Origin of the sequence: Lysinibacillus sp. FSL M8-0337 (assembly GCF_038593855.1) — a bacterium.
Lineage (GTDB): Bacteria > Bacillota > Bacilli > Bacillales_A > Planococcaceae > Lysinibacillus > Lysinibacillus sphaericus_D.
In genome coordinates, this window is sequence record NZ_CP151996.1 from 4,068,037 (window position 1) to 4,091,511 (window position 23,475).

Sequence of the window (23,475 nt, forward strand, 5' to 3'; positions counted from 1 at the left end):
TTAAAAGCCTCCTATTTATCTCGAAATCGAGATATATGTGTAAAAAATTTTATTTATTAATAGCATTAAGACCGACCTTTTTTAAAGCCATATTCATTATTTCCAACTCCTGCTGGTCCAATACTTGAAAAATTTCATTTATCTTCTGTTCATGGAGCGGGAAAATTCTATCCATTAAAACCTGTCCCTCATCTGTTAACACTGCATACGTGACACGTCGGTCATTAGCACAAGCTCGTCGACAAACAAAATCTTTTTGCTCCAGCTTATCAATCACATACGTAATACTACTACTTGCAACTAAAATTTTCTTACCAATTACTTGAATAGGCTGTTCGCCATTATGATATAAAAAATCTAGTACCCCAAATTCCGTTTGGTTTAAATCGTACTGAAGCAAATCTTTTTTGGTTGCATCCTGAACAGATTGATAAGCGCGGAACATAATCGTAAAAGCTTTTAAATACCGATTTTCTTCCTTCATAAGATGCACGCTCCTAATTACCTCGAAATTAAATATCTTTAATTCGAGATAATAATATCATAAAAATATCCTGACAGCAATCCTTTTGTCTAAAATTCTTCCTGTGGCATTTACACTGGACTCCAATTGAGTATAAAAGGCGTTGCAAAACATAGAAAATGCCCTATACATATTACCGTATAAGGCACGTCTATTACTTCAATCGTTTAAACTCTTTTTCTGTTCCATCCGCAAATTCCACTTCTACCTCAATGGATTGGTAATCATCTTTAATATTAAATACTTTAATAACCTGCTCAATTACTTCATCATTCGGTGTTGTTGAATCAAACGTTAGCTGCTTCAATAATGGTTCGACCTTCGTATAAGCCTCATCACCTTGTATTCTTTCATTGTTGCGATCATCTTTTAATTTAACCTCTAAACCGGTCTTCTTATTTTCATATTCAATTTCATAAGATTCTGTTGGCGAATAATCGACATCCAATGCAAATTCCAAAAAGTTAAAAGGTACTTGGTCAGTGACATTTTCGCCAGCTTGTTGATTTGTATTTTGCTCAGTTGGAGCATTTGCAGGTACGTCTTTTACCTCATCTTTATTACAACCATAAAGTAAACCTGTCGCTAATGAGAATACTAATAAGTTTTTATAAATTCGCATTATTTTCACTCCTTTTCTTGCATGTATTCTTCCCTAAAACCGCTCCAATTAAACGGCAAAAAGGTATCTCTTTAAGTCAAGAGATACCCTTTTCCTCCATCCTAAACAGATGGAAGAATTCATTCAAATTGTCCTAGTAGAAATTACGACTAGCATTATTTTCATGAATAGCACGAGCTAAGCGAAGTGTTGACACAGCTAAGTCAGCATAACTTACTTCTGCAGTGGCATTAAAGTTATTTTGTTGTGCATCAATTAACCCCATCGCGCTTGCTAATGCAACATATCCTGTATATGCTGGATCGATAGTGCTTGCATCTGCGAAGTTTAATTTATAAATATCGCTATGCTTAGCAGCACTTTCTAAACGTAATACTCGGATATACCATTCAGCAAGTTCCTGACGAGTCAATTTCGCATCGACAGCAAATTCATTTGCTGGTTGTAATACACCCAATCTTACAGCTTGCTCAACCACTCCGTATAACGGATGTTTCGCATCAATATTACTAAAGGATTGAGGCGCTTCATCTTCATTTCCATATGTTTCGAAATATCCATATGTTAATGATTTAAGCATAATTTTCAATGCCTCACCTTTTGTCACAGATGTATCAGCATTAAAGCTTGCTGGATCTTTTACTTCCAACACATTTTGAGCTAATAAGTAATTTAGTTCCTGTCCAGCCGTTGGGTGTGAAATTTGAGGTTTACTATTTGAATCATCTACACTATTCACCCATTTGCCAGTAGTTGCATCAATTTGATTGAAAAGGCTACCTTCATAAGTCGGTGCATACACTAAATCATAGTGATTATTATCCTCTTTATCTTGCTTTGTATACTGTAGTTTTAGTTTTAATGCATTACTAAATGTTTCCTTCACTTTATCTGCTGGTACAGCCTTACTTACAGCCGGCCAGTTATCAATTTTTTGTTGGTTAATTGATAATGAGCGCAATGAACCGTCTGATCCGATGCTTACATAAATTTCATCGCCAACAACAGCAATTCCATTGACTACGCGTGGGAAAGAGAAGCTATATTGCTTGCCATAACTATCATAAGCAAAATCATCTAAAGGTTTTGCATAGTTATGAATATAAGACGGAGCCCACTCTTTTAAGTAGTCGATTGCTTTTGCCATCGCAGCATCTTTAGTAATTGTTTCTGCTTTTTTATCTGATACCATGAAGTCTCTACGTACGTCATAGAATTGCGTAATTTCACCAGTTGCTTTGTTAATTTCAAGTGACGCACCAGTGCCACCACTATCATAATTATACATATAGTTTACAGAGTAGAGTGTGTCACCGTTTTCATTTTCTCTTTCATCAATCATCTCAATTTGCAATTTCGCCTTTTCAGGGTCCACTTTTAAGAAGGACTTTGCAAATTCCTCAACTTCTTCAATTGTCATGCCGCTTTTTCTCGGAGCAAGTTGTTCTGAAGAAAGCTTTTCAACACCCTTAGCTTTTGGTGCTTGCGATACGAAACCATTCGCTGTTTGCCATTGACCAGTTAATGCATTTACACCAGAGAAGCTTGATGTTGGCACATACACTAGTTTGACATTACGTTTTTCAGATTGGAAATTATAGTCTACATAATAACGTAGCTCAACAGCAAAGTTCTCACGAATTTGTGCAAGCACATCTTGCTCACTCTTTTTCTTTTCTAAGCTATCGAATGTTGCTTTAGAAGATACATCTGAATTGCGATATACTTGTACAACTTCTCCATTAGCAAGCACGCCGATAGAAATGAAATGGTCACTAATTGCCACACCGTTTTGTGTTGGTGCATACGTATAGGAATAAGTAATTGGTTCTGATAATGGACGAGTGAAATTATAACCGTAAAGATAATCATATTCATCTTCTTGCAACTTATAATTTGCTGTATTCGGGAATTTCTTTAAGAAATCCTGTGCAATTTTTTGTGCATCTTCTTTTGAATATTTTGCAGGATAGAGCGCATCTGCAACATTCGCTGGCTGGTAATAGAAGTTTTCTAGCTCTAAATTATCGCCCTTAAATGTGATGCTACCATAGATATCTTTACCATTCACCGTTTTATGGAAGCTCAATTCATAACGAACAGTTTTATCATCGTTATAATAATGACCACTTCCAGTATAAAAATCATTGTCTGTTAAAAAATTGAACTTTTCTGGGAAAAGCTCACGTAATTTTTTAATAAGTGTGCTTTTTGTTACTTTTGTTTCAGTAGAGGCTACTTGAATCTCAATTCTCTCTGGAGCATCCTTAACATTAGCAGAAGCTTGTGCCATTGGAGAAAGAACTCCGACAGAAAATGCAGTAGACGTTAAGATAATTCCTAACTTTTTAAATTTACCCAAAATATCCCTCCTAAATTACAATTTACCATAATTATATATCATATTACCAAATTAGGGAATAGTATTTACAGATTATTTCCAATTAGGTGAGAAATAGATTAGGTATAACCTTATCCCTATCATTGTCATTTTTTCACCACATCAAAATTCGAACCTATCAATAGCCAATTTTGCGGGAACGGTAGCCCTAATTTCCAATAGCCTATACCTCTAAGCTTGTACTGCTTAATTAAATTGAATTTTGCTTGAATCGATCGCGCATCTTCAAACCAGACTACATGCGCTCTTCCTTGCTCGTCGTAATAGTCAAAGAAAGGTGCTTGTGCATTCCAATCATACTGAATCGCTGCATTATATTTTTTTGCAATCTCAATAGCCCTCTGCGGACTGACGGCCTCTGCATACGGACCACCCTGTACAAACGGCAATGTCCAATCGTAGCCATATAGGTTTTGCCCGAGCAATATTTTACTTGCTGGCATTTCCGATACAGCATACTTCACAACAGCTTCCACTTCCCTAATTGGTGAAACAGCCATTGGAGGACCAGCGGAATAGCCCCACTCATAGGTCATCAGCAAAACAAAGTCCACAATCTCACCATGCGCTTTGTAATCATGTGCCTCAATCCAAGGACCTCGCTGATTAGCACTTGTTTTCGGGGCTAGCGCTGTCGACACCGTATATCCCTCGGCATGGAACTGCTTGACTGCTCGTCTTAAAAAATTGTTATACGCTTCTCGTTGATCGGCTGGTAAGTTCTCAAAATCAAAATGTATATCTTTAATGCTTCCTACGCGCTTCGCTTCATTAAGAATGTTGTCAAAAAGTACATCTTGCACAGCGGTACTTTGGAAAATATCCCTTGCTAGGTCTCCGCTAAATTGAAAGTTCTCTAAGTTAGATACAACCATAGCCAGAGCTGCACCTGTATCATTTGCAATTTCAGTCACACCATTTATCGGTGGTTTCTTTAGTGTTCCGTCCCTCTGTACCTCATAGCTAAATAATGCAAGATACGTTAAATATGGCGATGCTTCTCTTGCTTGGCTTAATAGCGCCTCACTTACCGCTGTTCCTCTTGGCTCTAAATATGCCAATGTCTCTGCTTTTGTTTTCGGTGCTGGCGGAATATAAAGACGCAAACCAACTGATAAAATTTGGTTGGGATGAATACCATTGACCTGAGCAAGTGTTAAATAATTGATGCCAAAGCGTTGCCCTATCGACCATAAGCTATCCCCAGGCTGTACATAATAAAAGCTACCTACGATTGGAATGACGAGCGCTTGCCCAACAACTAATCGATTGGGATCTGGAATTTGGTTGGCATCTACTATACTTTGAACAGTTGTACCATATGCCTGTGCAATGCCATATAAGGACTCCCCTGCCCGTACAACATGTATTTGAATGCGATTTGCCTCCTTTTTACGTAATGAAACCATAGCTATAAAGCTTATGATATAAAACAAGAAAACATGTCATTTTAGAGTGTCAGGCACGCAAACAATTCTCACACAATTTGTTATCGTGCTAGGTTGCTTTTAAAGTATTTAGTACCTGAACGGCAATAAAAGATGAACAGTATAAAAGCTATAAGCTGTAGTAGGATACTTGTAGTAAGCGCCACCTCTTGCATATTGGCATCTAAGTTAATAGCAAATGATTGTATAACAAAACCCCATAGCATAAGCGTCATATATATTTGATACGTTCTAAATGTTTTCGCCTCGAAAGCTTTATTTTCATGAATATGCAATAATAGTTGAAATAGAAAATACATAAAAAGTATCAATAAAAATTGAAGCAACTGTACTCCAATTTGTCCCAACAGCAATGTCCCCGTCCATTGGTCCAGTTCCACAACAAAAGACAATACAGTTAAAACTATTGCAAAGTTCCTCGTCCAATACTTTAATTTACGAAATGTTGGCAATAGATGAATGCCATAAGCAAAAAACATATAACCAAAGAAATCAGGAAAAATGTCAGGTAGTCCAAAAAATTTTAAATCTAAAAAAATAAAACATAATCCATTATATAAATTACTGTAAGGATCTTTCATCAACATTCCCCTCCCGCAATTGTTCTAAATCTCGATTAAAAAGTGATAGCAATAGCTCGCTGTCCCCTTCTAAAAATTTACTCGTACTGGAAAAATAAGTATCATGTTGAGACGGCATCACAATCGGTTCAGCTACACGCTGCCAATTAGCGTACACGAGGTTCCCCACCCATACTCCCAATGACAAGGCAAATGTCATAAAGACAAGTTTCCCTTTTGTATAACCTTTGCTAAACACAAAAACAATAAATAGCACTAGAAAGAGCAATACAAATAACCCTCCTGTCAAAAACATTGTTTTCTCTTGATTGATAATAGGTAATGCCGCACTCCTTATATCTAAAGATTGACCTGTGGTAATCATCCATAAAAAAACAAAAATAGCTATGGTCATAGGGACAGTAAGAAGTGTTGCGACAGTTATTTTTTTTGTTTTTAATTCCGGATTGTTTCCTAACTTTCGACGTAGGCTGCTTGAAAATGCTTGCTCTGGTTCAATATCGGGACGATTTTTTAATGTATCAAATAACTTACGGTCTTCCATCAATTTTTCCTCCCTACTTTTTTACGAAGTCTTGCCATTGCACGATGAAAGTCAACGCGTACCTTCACTTCAGAAATACCAAGAATAGCTGCTGTTTCTTGAATTGTGTAGTCCTTTAACATACGACATATTATGATTGTCCGATCATGTGACTTTAATGTCATTAATGCTTGCTGTACCATTTGCCATTGCTCGTTTTTTTCAACTATAGTAGGAGGTTCTATGCCTTCTGTTAAAATAGGTTGTTTAATCAGTTTCTCTGTCAATAAACGCTTAATCTTTTGTTTTCTATGTATATCTACTGCTGTATTCCGTGCAATCGTTAAAATCCACGTTTTTACCTTCTCTCCATCCTTTAAATGGTGTAATTGTTTAAGTACTTTTAAAAAAGTTTCTTGCGTGATATCTTCCGCTTCTTGTTTGCTATTTGTATAATAAAGGGCAAAATGGTAGACATCACGATGATAGGCATCATACAGTTGCTCAATCTGTAATTGATTTTTATGCAAAACTTCACCCCGCTTTCTACATTCCTCAATAAGTCGTTAGTATCCAATATTTGTTACACATTTTATAAAAATTTTATATCATTAAAAAAACCTCTCCATTTTCTATGAGAGGTTGTTGTCCATTATTTACCCACATTGGACGTAATCATTTCAAATAATAACGGTACATTTGTACCGCGTTGCAATGAGTTACAGCCCTTCGTTAAGTGCGTCCAGCTTTCTTTCATCTTTTCCCTATAAGTTAGTGTTCCATCAACGGGCAAAAACTCCGCAAGATATTCTTTAATAGAGCCCGATAAATTATCCATAAATTCATCTGCTTTTTGCACTTTTTCTGTTGCGACTTCATTGCGCTCATTCCATAACACATGCTCTAAATTCGTAGCAAAATAAAAAAGTTGATACGGGACTTTTAAACGCTCAATACTAAAATGGTCATTGGCAAGCAAAATCTTAACGTTATTCGCTTTCATTTCATTTCGCTGTTCGATTTGCTCTTTACGCCTCTCTGTTTTTACAAATATGGCATCTTCTGTGTAAAATAAATTTTGTTCCATATCTGATTTGATTTTGACAAACTCCGGGGCGATAAAACAACCATCTGCATCTGTAATATGAATAACTGCCGTTAAATCTTTTGCTAAAAACTTATACTTTTCAAGATAGTTATGAATGACTCGGCTAACACTATTTTTAATATTGGGGATTCTCTTTTTTGCATCCCACTTCGTCAAAATATCCTCTCGTTGTACATCAAAGCGAATCGTCGAATCAGTAAAATGTTCATCCAAAAAATCTTCTAAAATAATTTGCTCTGTTTGACCTTCAACAATAACTAATAGTACTTTTCTAGTCATGTTGCACACCAGCTTTTCTAAAAGCACGTTTAATTTTGAACGTTTTCGTTTCTTTATACACTTCCTCGTCCTGTCCGCCAAGCTGTATCGCACGCAAATAGACATCTCGCGCATTATTGACTTCTTTGATGCCCTTTAGCTGCATATATCGATCATTCTCATTTGTTGTTGTAAACCATAAGTTTTTAATCGCAAGCACCTCTAACACCCGTAAATTATGGGACGTAAAAATAAGCTGGCCTTTTCCGCCCTCATCAATCACTGTTAACAACTCACCCAACAAATATTCAAATACACCAGAATCTAATTCATCGATTACGACACATGCAGTCGGATTATTATAAACAGCTATTAGAACGCTAAGCACAGCAATGATTTTCAAAATTCCTTCCGATTCAGTTCGTAACGGTAATTCCCGCTCACCGCGTTTCGATAAGAACTCAAAACGTATGCCTTTTTCACCGTTATCTAATAATTGCTCTGTAATAACGTGAATTTTAATCGTTAGCCCTGGAATAATGGTCGACAATACTTGGTTGCTTTGCTCAATGACTTCACATAATACATTGAAAGCATTCTCTGGCAATAATGCTGGTCCTTTCAAATCGTAAGGAATCGAGCCTCGCGTTTTTTCTAAATGAATACTAAAAGGCATAATACGCTCTTCAAATAAAGGTGCAATATTTTGGTTATTAATAACATGTAAGTCCCGATTAAAGTCGACTGCTATATTACGAAGCAATTCCATTTCTAATTCTGATAGCTTTTCTTGTAGCAACGGCTTTAAATCTTTATGGAAGACAAAAGACATATATTGTTTTCGTGCTAATTGTTGAATAACAAGCGTCTTTATACGTATCTTTTCACTCATATCTCGTAAAGAGCTTTTTCGAATTTGAACATCCTCATCTGCGACACTTACTAACACTTTTGAGCGTTTTCCTTTTTCATCTTCCCTGTAAGTCAATCGCTCCGCAATTATGAACAGTCGTTTTTCATCTTCTTGCAATGTTACAGAATAGTTGACAAAAAATGTTCCGAATTGGTTGTCCACTAGAAATTCAAAAACCAAACTAGCGGTTTTTTCTCCTGCCATAATTAAGCGTTTATCTTGTGATGGCAATTTTACTTCAGCAATCCAACCAGAAATAATTGTCTTCAACAAACTAAATGCGTCGACAATAGTTGTTTTCCCTGAACCATTTTGCCCATACACACCCACAACATTTGCTGTCATAAGCGAAGCAAAATTCACGGCTAATGTGAGCTCACCATTTCGAACATTTCTTAGATTTTGGATCTTTATTTTTTTTATTTTGATAATGGCCATTTCAAACATCCTTTTCAGTCATTTCTTCCTATTATAATTAAAATCGCTATATTTTATAACAAATATAACGATAATACCTGTTCTTTCTTATTTCTCTTATGCCATATGCCTATGACAAATATAATATGGGACATATGTTAGAAAAGAAAAATGAAGAAAGGTGTGTTCTATTGGTCTATCCAAGATTAGCCCCTGAAGATTTTAATCAGCAATTCCGACCTGGTATGAAAATATGGGTCACGCTTCCTACTGGTACTTATTCCGGTACATTAATTCGAACATTTGGAAAAGACGGAAGAACTGCAGAAATTCAACTAGATTCTGGACAAATTATAACAGTTGATGTTAATCAAATTGCCGCAGCAGGGACAGGTTTGCCTCCTGGCTCATATCCACCTCCTTACCCTCCACCATATCCACCTCCTTATCCATCCCCTTACCCTCCACCATATCCGCCTCGTCCACATCCACCACAACCGTACCCACCGCAACCATATCCACCATATCCACATCCGCCACAACCATATCCACCACGTCCATATCCACCGCAGCCATTCCCACCTCCTCCATATCCAGGCGGGCAATTACCAGGATTCCCTCGTTTAACACCTCCAGGTATTTCCGATATTTTACCTGGCATATTTGGTAATCCAAGATAAAAAAAGGCTTTCCATCCGTTCAGTAATGAACAAATGGAAAGCCTTTATTTTTTCTACATAGCAACGACCAACAGCAATTTGTCCCTTGGGTTGCGTATAATATTTGTCCAGAATAATAAACACTTTATTATAATAGCTAGTCCCAGAAACAAAATATACTATTATTAGCGCGTTTTCTATTAATTATGTGCATATACACCAATAATCATTGATACAAAAACACTATATATTATTACGCTCACCGAAATTTCACACTTTAAATAGGAGGATTTTTGGGTTGTGAATCGTATTTTTTGGCAGTATAGTTGATTAATGTTAGGGGATGAATGGATTATTTTACAATCAAAGAAATAATGATAAAAAAGTATAAGGTAATTCCATATATTTGAATATCATAACAGTCAATTGTAACATTGTACTATTCCCATTACACTTGACTTTCGCATTATCGGCCGTCCCTTTTTCGCTTGAAATATGTCTTGTATACAATTTTAGGAGGAAGAGATATGAAGAAAAATAAGAAACAGCAAATGTCGATTAGCAAGAAATTAACCGTCATCATGGTTAGTATTTTACTATTATTTGGGCTAGTGACTATGGGATTTGCCTATTATATAGTGAAAAATAGTAATTTAAAAGATATGGACCAATCTCTTTATGATAAAGGGATGATTTTATCTAAGACAATAGACCAAAAGACATTAAAATCCGTACTAGAAAGCCCAAATGCTGACAATAATGATGTCCTACATTTAACGAAAGAAATGGATGCCATTAACGAGGAATCAGACATTATTACCAATCTCTTTCTTATTACAGTAGATGGTGAAAATATTAACGCACCGGTTCTTTCAACAAGCGTACTTGAAGTAGGTGCAGAATATAACCAAGATATGGTTGCCATGGGACTTTCCCCAGATTTTCTTGCAAGAATAAAGGAAGTATTTGAAACAAAAGAAGCAACAGCTACAGATATTTATAAAGATGAGTTTGGAAGCTATAAAACAGGTCTTACGCCTATTTTAGATAAAGATGGTTCCGTTGTAGCTGCTTACGCCATCGATTATGATGTATCTATGGTAAATGCCAAAGCATTATCAGAAGCATTATGGATTCTTTTAATTACTGTACTATTCCTAATTGGTTCTTCCATCGTGGTTTATACACTATTAAGAAAGAAGCTAACACCTATCCAACAGCTATCTTTACAATCTAAAAAAGTTGCGGAAGGTAACCTAGAGCTTGAAGCGTTACCTGTTCACTCAAATGATGAAATTGGCGTACTAACAACTAATTTCAATGTTATGATTGACAGCTTAAAAACAGTTATTAAAAGTGCAACAAATGTTTCTTCACGTGTTTCAAACTCTGCACAAGTTTTATCAAGCAATATGCAAGAAGCAACAGATTCATACAATAATGTAGCGTCGTCAATGCAAGAAATAGCTAGTGGTGCTGATTTACAAGTGCAAAAGGCTAAAGAAAGTTCTATTACAATTGAGGAAATGAGTATTGGTATTCAACGCATTGCTATGACATCCAATCAAATTTCTGAATCTTCTATTTTAGCATCGGAAGAAGCTGAAAAAGGTAATGATTCAACAAGCAAATCTGTTGCACAAATGAATGCAATTAGTAAGGCAGTTAATCATTCCGCATCATCTGTAAAAATGCTCGGTGAACATTCCGGCAAAATCGAAGAAATCGTCGGCATTATCACAGGGATTGCTTCCCAAACAAATCTGCTTGCATTAAATGCTGCGATTGAAGCTGCTCGCGCAGGCGAAGCAGGAAGTGGCTTTGCTGTTGTTGCCGATGAAGTGCGGAAGCTAGCCGAACAATCAGAAGCTTCGGCAAGAGAAATTTCTACGCTTATTACTCGTATTCAACAGGATACAAATGAATCTGTAAAGGTCATGATCCATGCTGTAGAAGAAGTGGACAATGGCTTAATTATGATTAATGATTCCGAAAAATCATTTAGCCAAATTTTAACTTCAATTCACCATGTTACAGGGCAAATTCAAGAACTATCAGCAACGATTGAAGAAATGGCAGCAGGTATGGAAGAAGTTACTTCAGCTGTTCAAGATATGGAACACTTCTCAGTAAGTTCTCGAGACAACACAAGAGCAGTAGCCGAAACATCGGCTAGTCAGCTGAATACCGTGCAAAGAGTTTCAGAGGAAGCACAAGTACTATCTGATTTATCAAGTGAATTATTAACTGTTGTAAATACATTTATTGTAAAATAATGATGTACTAAAGCACGGCGAAAATAAATAAAGAGCAAGTAATCCTACAACCTTGTCGATGCGAAAACATCGGCAAGGCTGTTTGTTAAGAAAAAGTAGCAATGTCTAATCCTATCAATAATAAAGTTACTTCTAATTGCACTAAAGGGGCACAGTCCCCTACTTTCAAAAATAGGAGTTGTTATGATTGAATTTAAAACGAGACCTTGATTTATTTACAGCACATTATCAAACAAACACCCAAGAACAACAGACGTTACCAACCAATTGTACACAACTGTTAACAGAACAGGATAAAGTATTATATCAAGCTTTAAATCAAACAAAAGCCTTTTATGCGAAAGATCAAACAATCCCTAGTGTATTTTATCAATCAGCGGAACGATTCGCTGAAAGAATTGCCCTGTCTTTTAATGATGATCGGATCACCTATCGTCAGCTCAATGAACGCTCCAATCAAGTTGCCCATATGTTACTAGAGAATGGTCTCCAAAAAGGCGACAAAGTAGCAATTGTTATGGAACGTAGTCAGGAAACTATTATCAGTTTACTTGGCGTTCTAAAAGCAGGAGGTATTTACGTTCCAATAGATCCGAGCTATCCAAAAGAACGCTGTCAGTACCTTTTAAATGATTCAGGTGCACCATTCATTTTAATAAAAGAAGAACATACAGCGGTACTTACCAATTTATTACATAGCAATTCTCAATGTCGTACAGTGTTTACACTGAATTGCATGGAAATCACGTTTCCAAAAGACAATGTTTATATCGATCTCAGCCCTGCCGATTTAGCCTATATTATTTATACATCTGGCTCGACAGGCAAGCCAAAAGGCGTAATGCTAAAGCATGAATCTGTGATTAACTTAATTACTGATAATCAAAGAATCTACCAAGTAAGTAAATATGATGTCTTTTCGCAATTTATCTCCTATAGTTTTGATCCATCCGTCACAGAAACATTTACTGCTTTCTTTTCTGGCGCTCGATTACATATGCTCACAAGTATTGAGCGCATATCGATTGAAGCTTTCGCTGAGATGATTGCAAGGGAAAAAGTGACAACAGCCACTATTCCAAATGCATTCTTTACGCAGCTTGCAACGCATCTCTCCAGCGATTACCAATATCAATTATCATCTCTTAAATATTTGTCTGTAGGTGGAGAAGCCCTTATGCCTGCGGTTATACAAAAGTGGCGTGAAAAATTCGGAACAACAACTGCAATTATTAATGTATATGGACCGACAGAATGTACAGTGCTGTCTTCGTATTACAGAGTGCCGGATACTATCATCGAGCATCATGCAAGTATTCCCATTGGCAGACCGATTGCCAATTACGAGATGTATATTATTAATAACGACGGGCAGCTATGTCCTGCCAATGAAGCAGGTGAACTTTATATAGCTGGTGCAGGACTAGCTGCTGGCTATTTAAATAAGCCTGAAAAAACTGCTGAAGCGTTTGTCCCACATCTGTCAAATGAATGTGGGAAGTTGATGTATCGAACAGGTGATTTAGCTCGTTTATTGCCAAATGGTGTAATTGAATTTGTGGGACGCAAAGATTCTCAAATTAAAGTGCGAGGGTTCCGCATTGAGCTTGGGGAAATTGAAACGGTGTTAAGTAATCACCCTAACATCCAAGAAGCCGTAATACTTGCCAAAAAAAGGGATAATGGTAATACTAGCTTGTTTGCCTATTACACGGTATTCGGTGGTATGAAGGTAGAACAGGAAGCACTTCGACATTATTTAGCAGGTCTTTTACCAGACTATATGGTGCCTGAACGTTTAATTGAAGTGCAGGAAATGCCATTATCTCCTACCGGTAAAATTGATCGAAAGCAATTAGCGACACTTGAGGTAACAACACCGCTACCAAGTCATTATGACGCACCTGAAAACACAATACAGCAGCTACTAGCCAGTGCTTGGGAGCAAGTACTAGATGTTGAACGTGTTGGCATTCACGATAACTTCTTTCATATCGGTGGACATTCTTTAAAAGTACTTGAGATTTTAGTACATGTGAAAAAGCATATTCCATTTTTAAAAATTCAAGACTTTTTCCAATACCATACGATTGCTGAATTGGATAATTATATTAGTACGTATCAGCCTGAAACAAATGAGATATCCCAGCAAACAACTGACTTTGTACGGAAAGATTTAATGGAGCCAAGCCGTCTTACCACCGCTCATAATGTCACACCTTTAGCGATGAAAACGGTGCTGTTAACTGGGGCAACAGGTTATTTAGGTAGTCATGTGTTATATGAGCTTTTAATGAATACGAACGCACATGTCTATTGTTTAATTAGACAAAGTGCACAGACAACGCCTGATGATAAATTAAAAGATAGTATGTTATTTTATTTTGGACATGCTATTATCCCGATGCTGCAAAAACGAGTGACGGTCATCCAAGGCGATTTAAGTAAGGCAAAACTTGATTTATCTGTTAAAGACCACGCGCTTCTTACTGAAAAAATCGACGCAATTATTCATTGCGGTGCAGATGTAAGACATTTCGGAGCAGCAAGTCATTTTAACGATGTCAATGTGCAAGGTACTAGATATTTGCTAGAGCTTGCTAAATGTAAAGTGGGTGTACATTTCCATTATGTTTCAACAATAGGTATCCCCGAGGAGCTAGCGACAACGCAATGGGGAGACACTCAAGCACAGGGTGATTTCGATTACAATGTTGCACTTTCTAATGTCTATAACCAAAGTAAGTTAGATGCTGAAAATCTTGTTAGAAATGCAGTGAATGATAATATTCCTGTTTCAATTTACCGTGTTGGCAATTTAACATGTCATTCGCAGACAGGGAAATTCCAACGCAATATAGATGATAATGCTTTTTATCGTATGATAAAATCAATGCTTTATTTAGGAAAAACACCGTCAGCTCATTGGCATGTCGATTTTACGCCAATTAATTATGCAAGCCAAGCACTTGTAGCACTAGCCCGTCAGCCAAAATCAAATGGGCACATATTCCATCTATGTAACCCAGTACCGCTACTCTATCTCGATTTTGTTGAGGCCATCAAAGACATGGGATATGCGCTAGAAATTGTTACGACAAATGAATACGAAGATTGGCTATTACATTCGGAGCATCCAGAAGAACTACAAGATTATTTATCATTAGCCATTGCACAGCTTGACGGTGATGGCCCAAGCGATTCACCATTTATCATAAATAGTGAAAAAACACAGAACTTTTTAAAGCATACGGATATTACATGTGCAGAGCCTAATCCAGCCTTTATCCGTACAATGATTGCCCATGGCATTCAATTAGGGTATTTCCCTGAGCCAACGCTCGTTACAGTACGATAACGTAGGAATTTAATAAAGATAGCAACAGCTATACTTTTGCGTAAACCTACGGCAAAAGGCATCAAGATTTTTTCTCTCTTGATGCCTTTTGACTTTTTTAGATGCCAGTCACTTAGCTTGGAGCGAAGGTGTGCATCATTTAGAATTCCCTTGCTATCAAGTGCCATAGCATTCACACTAATAGCAACAAAGTTTCAATTGTTACCCATTCTCAAGTCATTCTATAATAAGGAGATTTACAATGAACGATATTACTTTTGAGCATATAGAAAAAATTGGCCATATCATTTATGAAGACGAAATGTATCGGCATGTGCATTATCCAGAAATGCTAAGCCGTTATGATAGTAATTTTATTTTATTTAAAACAATGCCTGCATTAACGACATTTAAGAAATTGGAGCATTTACTACGCTCCTATCATCAACAACATAATCAGCAACATTTAAAATTTATTTTCCCGTCTAACGAAAAAATTCCGAGCGATATTCACAGTTATTTAACGGATGAAAACTATGATATTGGATTTTTAGAGTTATATACAATTGAACCTAGCCATTTCCCTGCAAAGGTAAACGAGCATGTTGAAGTTCGACCTGTGACTGACGACAATTTAGAGGCATTTTTAACACTGCAGTACAAAGAAGATTTAAGATATGGTGAAACTTTTGCCACTGAAAAACAAGCTTTACTAAAACATCGTTTTCATGATTCGAAGAAACATCAACTCCTTGCTTACTATGAAGGCATCCCAGTTGGTTCTACAGAGCTAATTGAAGAAGATACGACAGTTGAAATTGATAATTTATTTGTACTAGAGGCTTTTCAACGGAAAGGAATAGGTACGCAACTTCAGCAATATGTAATGCAACATTTTCAGCAAAAAACCGTTATTTTAGTAGCAGATGGTGAAGATACACCGAGAGACATGTATCAAAAACAACATTATATTTATCGGGGTTTCCAATATGAAGTTTTAAAAGTTGAAGGTCAATAACTAGCTGTCTTTAGCCGATACTTCAGCATCACAATAAACTAGAAAAATGATTGCTAGATTACCGTTTTCTCTTTAATTAGCGTAAATGAAAAGCTTCTCAAAAAGTTGATGCAACTGATGAGAAGCTTTTATTTTTAACGTTAGCTATAGTATTTCTCGGTATTGCATCCGGTACTATGCTAAGATTTCGTTTCAGATTGTGTTTCTACTATTTCTTTGGGCACCGCACGATAAACAGTAAATGCCAATATAATCGCTACTATCGTGATAATAAAAGCAATGAGATAAACAAGTTCCACACCAGCAACCATTGCGTGACTAATTGTAGCCGGATCACTCGGATTTGTTGCCTTTTGTAAAAAATGATTTTGTTTGGCATTCATAATACTAATAAAAACAGCAACACCAATAGCGCCTACAACAGGCTGTAAAGTAGTCATCACTGCCGTTCCATGTGGATATAAAGATTTAGGCAGTTGGTTTAAACCATTTGTCTGAGCTGGCATCATAATAGCCGAGACACTTAGCATTAATAAAATATAGCATACTACAATTATCCAAATGGGCGTTTCAGCCGTTAACCTGCTCAAAGTAAATACTGTTCCGCTTAAAACAAGTGTTGCTGGAATCATTAATATACGAGGACCAAATTTATCGAACATTTGCCCCATAATTGGAGACATGAGCCCATTGAGTAAACTCCCTGGTAGTAATACGAGTCCCGCTGTTGCAGCCGTCAAAGCTAATGGTCCCTGCATAAATATAGGTAATATAATTTCTGATGCAAACATCGCCATAATAATAATCACAAACATAAATACAGCGTGTGTATACATTGGATATTTGAACACCCGTAAATCCATAACAGGCTCTTTTAGCTTAAATTGTCTTAAAGAGAACAACACAACACCTATGATTCCAATGATAATCGTCAGAAAAACGCTAGAACTAAGGAAACCTTTTTCACCAGCAGCACTAAACCCGTAAATAATTGCTCCAAACCCAATCGTTGAAAAAAGCAATGATAGAAAATCTATTTTAGGTTTTGTTACTTCCGAAACATTTGTTAAATACTTAAAGGCAAAAACAATTGAAAATATGGCAAAAGGAATAACAATAATAAATAGATAGCGCCAGCCTAAATATTCTACGATAACCCCGGATAAAGTTGGTCCAATTGCCGGTGCAAACGTAAACGTTAAACCTACAATGCCCATAACTTTCCCGCGTTTTTCTGGTGGATATAATAAAAGGAAAACATTAAATATAATAGGCATTAACAACCCAGTTCCAACTGCTTGTATTAAACGTCCTACCAATAAAACCGGAAAACTAGGTGCAATTGCACAAATAATCGTACCAATTGTGAACGTGACCATCACACCAAGAAATAATTGCCTTGTTGTAAACCACTGCAACATCAAAGCAGAGATTGGAATGACTATACCCATGACAAGCATAAACCCTGTTGCCATCCACTGAACGGTTGGTAACGTAATATGGAATTCATGCATTAATGTAGTTAAGGCTATGTTTAACAATGTTTCGTTTAAAACAGCAAAGAACGCACCGATTATTAATGACAGCATGATTGGTAATGTTTTAACATTGGGATCCTGTGATAGGAATTCATATTTCACCGTTTGATTTTGATTCATTTATTTACTCCTTACGAATAGTCATATTAAAAAATGCTTCATAGATTTCATTATGATAAGTAACCTATGCTTAAAAATTTGTATATTCAAAACAAATCCTACCCAATCATTCCTAGTTCATATACCATTGGGGAATTCACCACCTTGTATAGAGTCAGAGCATTTCCCTTAATACCCACTGTAGAAAACAAAAAGATCACAAACATCTGCCTGTGATCTCAAAAGTAAAGGAAAAAAACCGTCCTAATTTTATGAAGTTAGCCATAGGGCATAAAACACCTACTTTGATACCATCAAAAAAGGTGTAATTAGACAAAAATAAAAGAAAGGTTGAACAAAGTCGCCTTTCTAACATTGCATATTTTCCCATCGGTTAAACAATCGTTCCTATATTTCGAAGTGTGATATATGGGAAAGATCCATAAACTGATGGAATTGTATTTTCACAAATATGAAATGAGGTATATTAAAAAAAGACAGACTAATTCCGTTTACTCTGCATACACAAACAGAGCCTTTGACCATATTCAATTATTGGTTCAAAGTTTGGAATCGTAGTGTCATATTTAATAGTCCTCCTTTACGCATTTTATAATACATCACGAATTATAACGAACTTATTAACAGAAGTCAAAGATTTCAAGAACAAGAAAAAATTATTACAGTTGTTATTGGAGAACAACTGCAAAAGAATAGGACACACTTTATGCATCCTATTCCTTCACTATTTCAATTCATTTTGAAATTTCGGTAGGTAAATCATCGCTTTAAATAAATCGCCATCTACTTGAATGAAGAACTTTCCATCTTGGATTTGAATAAGGCTTTCAGCTATGGATAACCCTAATCCGCTACCTTGACTCGATCTAGATTCATCCCCGCGTGTAAAACGTTCCATAAGCTCATCGACTGAAATATTTAATTCATACGCTGAAATATTTTTAAATGTTACTAGTAGTTCATTACCTAAGTCTTCAACATCAATATATACTCTGGATGCAGGCAGTGCGTATTTAAAAATATTCGAAAATAAGTTTTCAATGGCGCGCCATAGAAGTTTACCATCAGCCTTCACATAGACTTTTTCCGTTGGGTGGGCTAACTTAAAATCTAAGGATGCCGCTTCGATTTTCTCATCCATCTCCCCTATACCTTGTTTTAGTAACGAAACGATATCAATCTGTTCTAATTGAACAGGCATACTGCCACTCGACGCTTTAGCCGCTTCAAACAAATCGTCCGTTAAAAGCTTAAGCCTTTTCGATTTTTGATCTAATACATCAATATATTCAGCAATTAATTCCGGGTCTTTTTCGATTCTTAATAAATCGACATACGTAATAATAGACGTTAATGGCGTTCTGATATCGTGTGAAACATTCGTAATAAGCTCTGTTTTTAAACGCTCACTCTTGATTTCACTATCCACCGACTTTTTTAAACCATCGGTAATGCTATTAATATTCATGGCAAGTTGGCTAAACTCCCCTTTTCCATCTACTTCAATTCGATGATGAAGGTCACCATTTTTAATTTGCTCTACGCCCTCTTTAATGAGATTAAACGATTTCACCTTTTTCATTGCCAACCAGGCTGCTACGCCTAGTGTAATAGGAAACATAAAAAACGTAGCCACTACTACTAAAGGATAGCCGATAACAAGTAACACAATTTTTACCGCTGTACTCCCATTATCAAATATGTTTTTCACCACAATAAAACATTTTTTAATAATTTGATAGATAAGTGTATGCTGCAGTAATGTTCGATTTTTAATATGCTTTACGAGTGATAAGACTAGCAGCAAAGCAATTATAAAAATAGGCACCGTCAGAAGCAAGTTCATCTTACGTAACACTTCAATAATCATAGCCATCCACATAGAGATTAAACATACGACGATCACAATATTTAAATCATTATATAATTTGTCCATAACATGTAAATGCAGTGCTTTATCTTTGAAAGACGTTCTGCCAATAACAATTATTAAATAAACAAAAGATACAATAAATCCTGCTAGATATAACATAAACTCGTTCAGTAAACGTTTGGCAATTGCTTTATCTTTTTGCCATTCCTGCATTTTTTGCTGTAAGAAAGATTCTTCAAACGCCACATAAATAACATCTGTTTGTGGATTTAACTGTTCCACTTCTTGTGTAACATAATCTACGTACTTACTTTTTCCTACTTCTGTTGGATACAGCTTCTGTTGATAATCATCAAATAGCATATAGGCGCCAAATGATGTAAATTGTTCTTTTTTATTTAGTTCACTATTGGAGAAGATATGTTCACCGTCACTTGCATAATAGACGATTCCTTCAGATGCTTCTAAAGTGTTGAGTAAACGATAAAAAACCCGTACTTGTTCCTTCGTACTTTCTTCTTTTTTGCTTTTGATGTCATCTGCATACTCTTTTTCATATATGCGTCTATTTTCCAACTCACTCATATTCCCATTGTATTTATATGAATATTGGAAATCATAATATAACTCTTCTTCAATTGCTCTTCTATCTTCTTTTGTTAGTGCCTTACCACTTAAAATATATTCTTCACTTTTATATTGTCCGATTAATTGCGCTAACGAAGCTATAATGCTATAACTTTCATCAGCGAATAATTGACTTTCAAAGTAATTATCTTCATTGATACTACTAAGATGAACATCATTTAATTCCATGCCCATAATAGCCTTCGCTGTACCCGTTAAACAAGCGATAGCAATTAGAAACACAATCACTTTTGTAATCAGTGCATGACTAATATTTCTCAACTTTATACCCAACTCCCCACACAACTTTTAAATACTTCGGCTCTTTTGGATTAATTTCAATTTTTTCTCGAATTTTCCGAATATGGACTGCCACCGTATTTTCTGGGTTAACGGCGCTTTCATTCCACACCTTTTCATAAATCTCTTCAATCGTAAATACTCTTCCAGTATTGGCTGTAAGTAGCTTTAAAATTTTATACTGTACTGGGGTCAAATGAACAGCTTGTTTATCAACCGTAATGACTTTCTTTTCATCATCAATCATAAGACCACCCGTTTGGAAAATATGGCTACTTACTTCCAGACTGCCAAATGCCGTATACCTTCTTAACTGTGATTTCACTCGAGCGACAAGTTCTAATGGATTAAACGGCTTTGCCATATAATCATCTGCACCAATATTTAAGCCGAGTATTTTATCATAATCCTCCGACTTAGCAGAAAGCATAATTAATGGAATCATATTATCTTGTCGAATCTTCATTGTCGCTGTAATGCCATCCATTTTTGGCATCATAATATCCATAATAATTAGGTGAATCACTTGCTCTTGAATAAGATCAATTGCCTCCACACCATTGTACGCTTTAAATACTTTATATCCCTCATTTTCTAAATAAACGCTTATTGCCCTTACAATTTCTTTATCATCATCACAAATCAAAATGTTCAACTACATTCAATCCTCCATCTCTTTAGGTTCCTGTAATCACTCCTAGTGGATTCGTATAAAAATATAATACTAACTAAATCTTAACAAACCCATGCACCAATTCTTAAGATTTTCTTATTGTTACCTATGTACGATCATTGTCCAGAACTGTTTTCATGGACATACAAAAAAAGAAGCCTCTCACAAGTTCCATGAACTTATGAGAGGCTTCGTTAAAATCCTAGCATTTCACCTATACAAACCCTTCTAGCAAGGGGCTGACGGCTTATTACATCATGCCGCCCATGCCACCCATACCGCCCATATCAGGCATGCCTGGTGCTGCTGGTTCTGGAATATCTGCTACAACCGCTTCTGTTGTTAAGAATAAAGCTGCTACAGATGCTGCGTTTTGTAGTGCTGAACGTGTTACTTTCGCTGGGTCTACTACGCCTGCTTCCATCATGTTTACCCATTCGCCTGTTGCTGCGTTGAAGCCAACACCGATTTCTTCGCGTTTTAAACGGTCTACAATGATAGAACCTTCAAGGCCTGCATTGTTTGCGATTTGACGAACTGGCTCTTCTAACGCACGAAGCACGATTTTCACACCAGTTGCCACATCACCATCAACTGCGTCAGCTGCTTTTTCAACTGCTGCATAGACGTTTAGAAGTGCCGTACCACCACCTGATACAATACCTTCTTCAACTGCTGCACGTGTTGAGTTCAGTGCATCTTCAATGCGAAGTTTACGCTCTTTTAGTTCTGTTTCTGTTGCAGCACCAACTTTAATCACTGCTACACCACCAGCTAATTTCGCTAAGCGCTCTTGTAATTTTTCTTTATCGAACTCTGAAGTTGTTTCAGCAAGTTGTGCACGGATTTGGCCTACGCGACTTTCGATTGCATCTGCGCCGCCAACACCTTCTACGATTGTTGTATTGTCTTTTGTTACAACAACTTTCGCTGCACGGCCTAGTGATGTAATATCAGCTGTTTTAAGGTCTAAGCCTAATTCTTCTGTAATTACTTGACCACCTGTTAAGATTGCAATATCTTCTAGCATTGCTTTACGACGGTCACCGAAACCAGGCGCTTTTACTGCTACAGCGTTGAATGTACCGCGTAGTTTGTTTACAACAAGCGTTGCAAGAGCTTCACCTTCAACGTCTTCAGCGATCATTAAAAGTGGACGACCTTGTTGTACCACTTGTTCTAATAGTGGTAAAACTTCTTGGATATTTGTAATTTTCTTATCTGTAATTAAAATGTATGGGTTCTCAAGAACGGCTTCCATTTTATCTGTATCTGTTACCATATAGTGTGATGCATAACCACGATCGAATTGCATACCTTCCACTACATCTAACTCCGTTGTGAATCCTTTAGATTCTTCGATTGTGATAACACCATCATTACCAACACGTTCCATTGCTTCTGCAATTAGTTGGCCTACTTCGTCGTCTGCTGCTGAAATGGCCGCAACTTGTGCAATTTCTTCTTTGTTGCTTACCGGACGAGAAATAGCATGTAATTCTGTCAGTGCTGCTGCTACCGCTTTATCAATCCCTTTACGGATGCCTACAGGGTTTGCACCAGCTGTTACGTTTTTCAGACCTTCACGGATAATCGCTTGTGCAAGAACTGTTGCAGTCGTTGTACCATCACCAGCAATTTCATTTGTTTTAGAAGCAACTTCTGCAACTAATTTTGCCCCCATATTTTCATATGGATTTTCAAGTTCAATTTCTTTTGCAATTGTTACACCATCATTTGTAATTAATGGTGAGCCGAATTTTTTTTCTAACACGACATTACGACCTTTAGGACCTAATGTCACTTTCACTGCGTTTGCTAATTTATCTACACCTTGAAGCATTAATGAACGCGCTTCTTCTGAGAATTTAATATCTTTTGCCATTTGAATTTACCCTCCTGAAATGGAATATTCGTTAAGCTTGATTCATATAATAATAATTATCCAATAATTGCAAGAATATCGCTTTCGCGTAAGATTAAGTATTCATTGCCTTCATATTTAACTTCTGTACCTGCGTATTTAGAGAAAATAATGTGGTCGTCAACTTTAACGTCAAGCTCTACACGTTGTCCGTTTTCTAAAACACGACCTGTCCCAACTGCTACTACTTTACCTTCTTGCGGTTTTTCTTTTGCAGAGTCTGGTAGTACAATCCCAAATGCAGATTTTTCTTCTACCTCGATTAGTTCGATGACAATACGATCTCCTAGTGGTCTTAACAAGTAAAACAACCTCCTATTAATTTAAATATTAGTT

18 protein-coding genes are annotated in these 23,475 nt (G+C 36.5%); 4 read left to right on the forward strand and 14 right to left on the reverse strand.

Going from position 1 to position 23,475, the window contains the following annotated elements; translation table 11 throughout:
* Window positions 1-49 precede the first annotated feature (49 nt).
* The 9 genes from MKY08_RS19780 to MKY08_RS19820 all read right to left on the reverse strand — a co-directional run bounded on the left by MKY08_RS19780 (window position 50) and on the right by MKY08_RS19820 (window position 8,815).
* Entirely contained in the window at window positions 50-484 is a 435-nt protein-coding gene (locus tag MKY08_RS19780; RefSeq protein ID WP_069510965.1) for a MarR family transcriptional regulator, read from the reverse strand.
* 193 nt (window positions 485-677) lie between these two features.
* On the reverse strand, window positions 678-1,145 hold the full coding sequence (locus MKY08_RS19785; RefSeq protein WP_069510967.1) for a YusW family protein: 468 nt from the start codon (window positions 1,143-1,145) through the stop codon (window positions 678-680).
* A gap of 133 nt (window positions 1,146-1,278) precedes the next feature.
* Window positions 1,279-3,507, reverse strand: a complete 2,229-nt coding sequence (locus MKY08_RS19790) for a YcdB/YcdC domain-containing protein (RefSeq protein WP_069510969.1) — start codon at window positions 3,505-3,507, stop codon at window positions 1,279-1,281.
* A 125-nt stretch (window positions 3,508-3,632) separates the two neighbouring features.
* Entirely contained in the window at window positions 3,633-4,922 is a 1,290-nt protein-coding gene (locus MKY08_RS19795) for a glycoside hydrolase family 18 protein (protein ID WP_069511007.1), read from the reverse strand.
* 113 nt (window positions 4,923-5,035) lie between these two features.
* The gene (locus MKY08_RS19800; RefSeq protein WP_069510971.1) at window positions 5,036-5,575 is read right to left on the reverse strand and encodes a hypothetical protein; all 540 of its coding nucleotides are present in this window, start codon (window positions 5,573-5,575) and stop codon (window positions 5,036-5,038) included.
* Window positions 5,556-6,119: a hypothetical protein gene (locus MKY08_RS19805; RefSeq protein ID WP_069510973.1), complete on the reverse strand. Its 564-nt coding sequence runs from the start codon at window positions 6,117-6,119 to the stop codon at window positions 5,556-5,558. Before MKY08_RS19805 ends, MKY08_RS19800 begins: the two co-directional genes overlap by 20 nt.
* Complete coding sequence (locus MKY08_RS19810; RefSeq protein WP_069510975.1) at window positions 6,119-6,628, reverse strand: RNA polymerase sigma factor; 510 nt, start codon at window positions 6,626-6,628, stop codon at window positions 6,119-6,121. Before MKY08_RS19810 ends, MKY08_RS19805 begins: the two co-directional genes overlap by 1 nt.
* Window positions 6,629-6,750: 122 nt before the next feature.
* Window positions 6,751-7,485: a hypothetical protein gene (locus MKY08_RS19815; RefSeq protein ID WP_069510977.1), complete on the reverse strand. Its 735-nt coding sequence runs from the start codon at window positions 7,483-7,485 to the stop codon at window positions 6,751-6,753.
* The gene (locus MKY08_RS19820) at window positions 7,478-8,815 is read right to left on the reverse strand and encodes an ATP-binding protein (RefSeq protein ID WP_069510979.1); all 1,338 of its coding nucleotides are present in this window, start codon (window positions 8,813-8,815) and stop codon (window positions 7,478-7,480) included. The genes MKY08_RS19815 and MKY08_RS19820 overlap by 8 nt, the downstream gene beginning before the upstream one ends.
* A 170-nt stretch (window positions 8,816-8,985) precedes the next feature.
* Between MKY08_RS19820 and MKY08_RS19825 the strand changes: the two genes are divergently transcribed.
* The 4 genes from MKY08_RS19825 to MKY08_RS19840 all read left to right on the forward strand — a co-directional run bounded on the left by MKY08_RS19825 (window position 8,986) and on the right by MKY08_RS19840 (window position 16,084).
* Window positions 8,986-9,474, forward strand: a complete 489-nt coding sequence (locus MKY08_RS19825; protein WP_069510981.1) for a hypothetical protein — start codon at window positions 8,986-8,988, stop codon at window positions 9,472-9,474.
* Between the two features lie 506 nt (window positions 9,475-9,980).
* Entirely contained in the window at window positions 9,981-11,729 is a 1,749-nt protein-coding gene (locus tag MKY08_RS19830; protein ID WP_069510983.1) for a methyl-accepting chemotaxis protein, read from the forward strand.
* A gap of 187 nt (window positions 11,730-11,916) precedes the next feature.
* Window positions 11,917-15,087 carry a non-ribosomal peptide synthetase gene (locus MKY08_RS19835; RefSeq protein WP_069510985.1) on the forward strand — a complete coding sequence of 1,057 codons (3,171 nt, stop codon included), beginning with the start codon at window positions 11,917-11,919 and terminating at the stop codon, window positions 15,085-15,087.
* Between the two features lie 241 nt (window positions 15,088-15,328).
* Window positions 15,329-16,084: a GNAT family N-acetyltransferase gene (locus tag MKY08_RS19840; protein WP_069510987.1), complete on the forward strand. Its 756-nt coding sequence runs from the start codon at window positions 15,329-15,331 to the stop codon at window positions 16,082-16,084.
* Window positions 16,085-16,263: 179 nt separating this feature from the next.
* Here the strand turns inward: MKY08_RS19840 and MKY08_RS19845 are convergent, their stop codons facing one another.
* From MKY08_RS19845 to groES, 5 genes are all read right to left on the reverse strand, one after another.
* Window positions 16,264-17,742 (reverse strand): MDR family MFS transporter, encoded by a 1,479-nt coding sequence (locus MKY08_RS19845; RefSeq protein WP_069510989.1) that lies wholly within the window; start codon window positions 17,740-17,742, stop codon window positions 16,264-16,266.
* Window positions 17,743-18,466: 724 nt separating this feature from the next.
* Window positions 18,467-20,524 (reverse strand): HAMP domain-containing sensor histidine kinase, encoded by a 2,058-nt coding sequence (locus MKY08_RS19850; protein ID WP_256093148.1) that lies wholly within the window; start codon window positions 20,522-20,524, stop codon window positions 18,467-18,469.
* Entirely contained in the window at window positions 20,511-21,197 is a 687-nt protein-coding gene (locus MKY08_RS19855) for a response regulator transcription factor (protein ID WP_024363935.1), read from the reverse strand. Before MKY08_RS19855 ends, MKY08_RS19850 begins: the two co-directional genes overlap by 14 nt.
* 268 nt (window positions 21,198-21,465) lie before the next feature.
* A complete protein-coding gene (gene groL / locus MKY08_RS19860; RefSeq protein WP_069510993.1) occupies window positions 21,466-23,100 on the reverse strand; it encodes a chaperonin GroEL in 1,635 nt (544 codons plus the stop codon).
* Window positions 23,101-23,156: 56 nt separating this feature from the next.
* Entirely contained in the window at window positions 23,157-23,441 is a 285-nt protein-coding gene (gene groES / locus MKY08_RS19865) for a co-chaperone GroES (RefSeq protein ID WP_024363933.1), read from the reverse strand.
* Window positions 23,442-23,475: the final 34 nt, after the last annotated feature.

Excerpts from the sequence above, each read along its gene's own strand:
- MKY08_RS19780 (WP_069510965.1), bottom strand. The coding sequence starts at position 484 with ATGAAGGAAGAAAATCGGTATTTAAAAGCTTTTACGATTATGTTCCGC.
- MKY08_RS19785 (WP_069510967.1), bottom strand. The coding sequence starts at position 1,145 with ATGCGAATTTATAAAAACTTATTAGTATTCTCATTAGCGACAGGTTTA.
- MKY08_RS19800 (WP_069510971.1), bottom strand. The coding sequence starts at position 5,575 with ATGAAAGATCCTTACAGTAATTTATATAATGGATTATGTTTTATTTTT.
- MKY08_RS19805 (WP_069510973.1), bottom strand. The coding sequence starts at position 6,119 with ATGGAAGACCGTAAGTTATTTGATACATTAAAAAATCGTCCCGATATT.
- MKY08_RS19815 (WP_069510977.1), bottom strand. The coding sequence starts at position 7,485 with ATGACTAGAAAAGTACTATTAGTTATTGTTGAAGGTCAAACAGAGCAA.
- MKY08_RS19820 (WP_069510979.1), bottom strand. The coding sequence starts at position 8,815 with ATGGCCATTATCAAAATAAAAAAAATAAAGATCCAAAATCTAAGAAAT.
- MKY08_RS19830 (WP_069510983.1), top strand. The coding sequence starts at position 9,981 with ATGAAGAAAAATAAGAAACAGCAAATGTCGATTAGCAAGAAATTAACC.
- MKY08_RS19840 (WP_069510987.1), top strand. The coding sequence starts at position 15,329 with ATGAACGATATTACTTTTGAGCATATAGAAAAAATTGGCCATATCATT.
- MKY08_RS19845 (WP_069510989.1), bottom strand. The coding sequence starts at position 17,742 with ATGAATCAAAATCAAACGGTGAAATATGAATTCCTATCACAGGATCCC.
- groL (WP_069510993.1), bottom strand. The coding sequence starts at position 23,100 with ATGGCAAAAGATATTAAATTCTCAGAAGAAGCGCGTTCATTAATGCTT.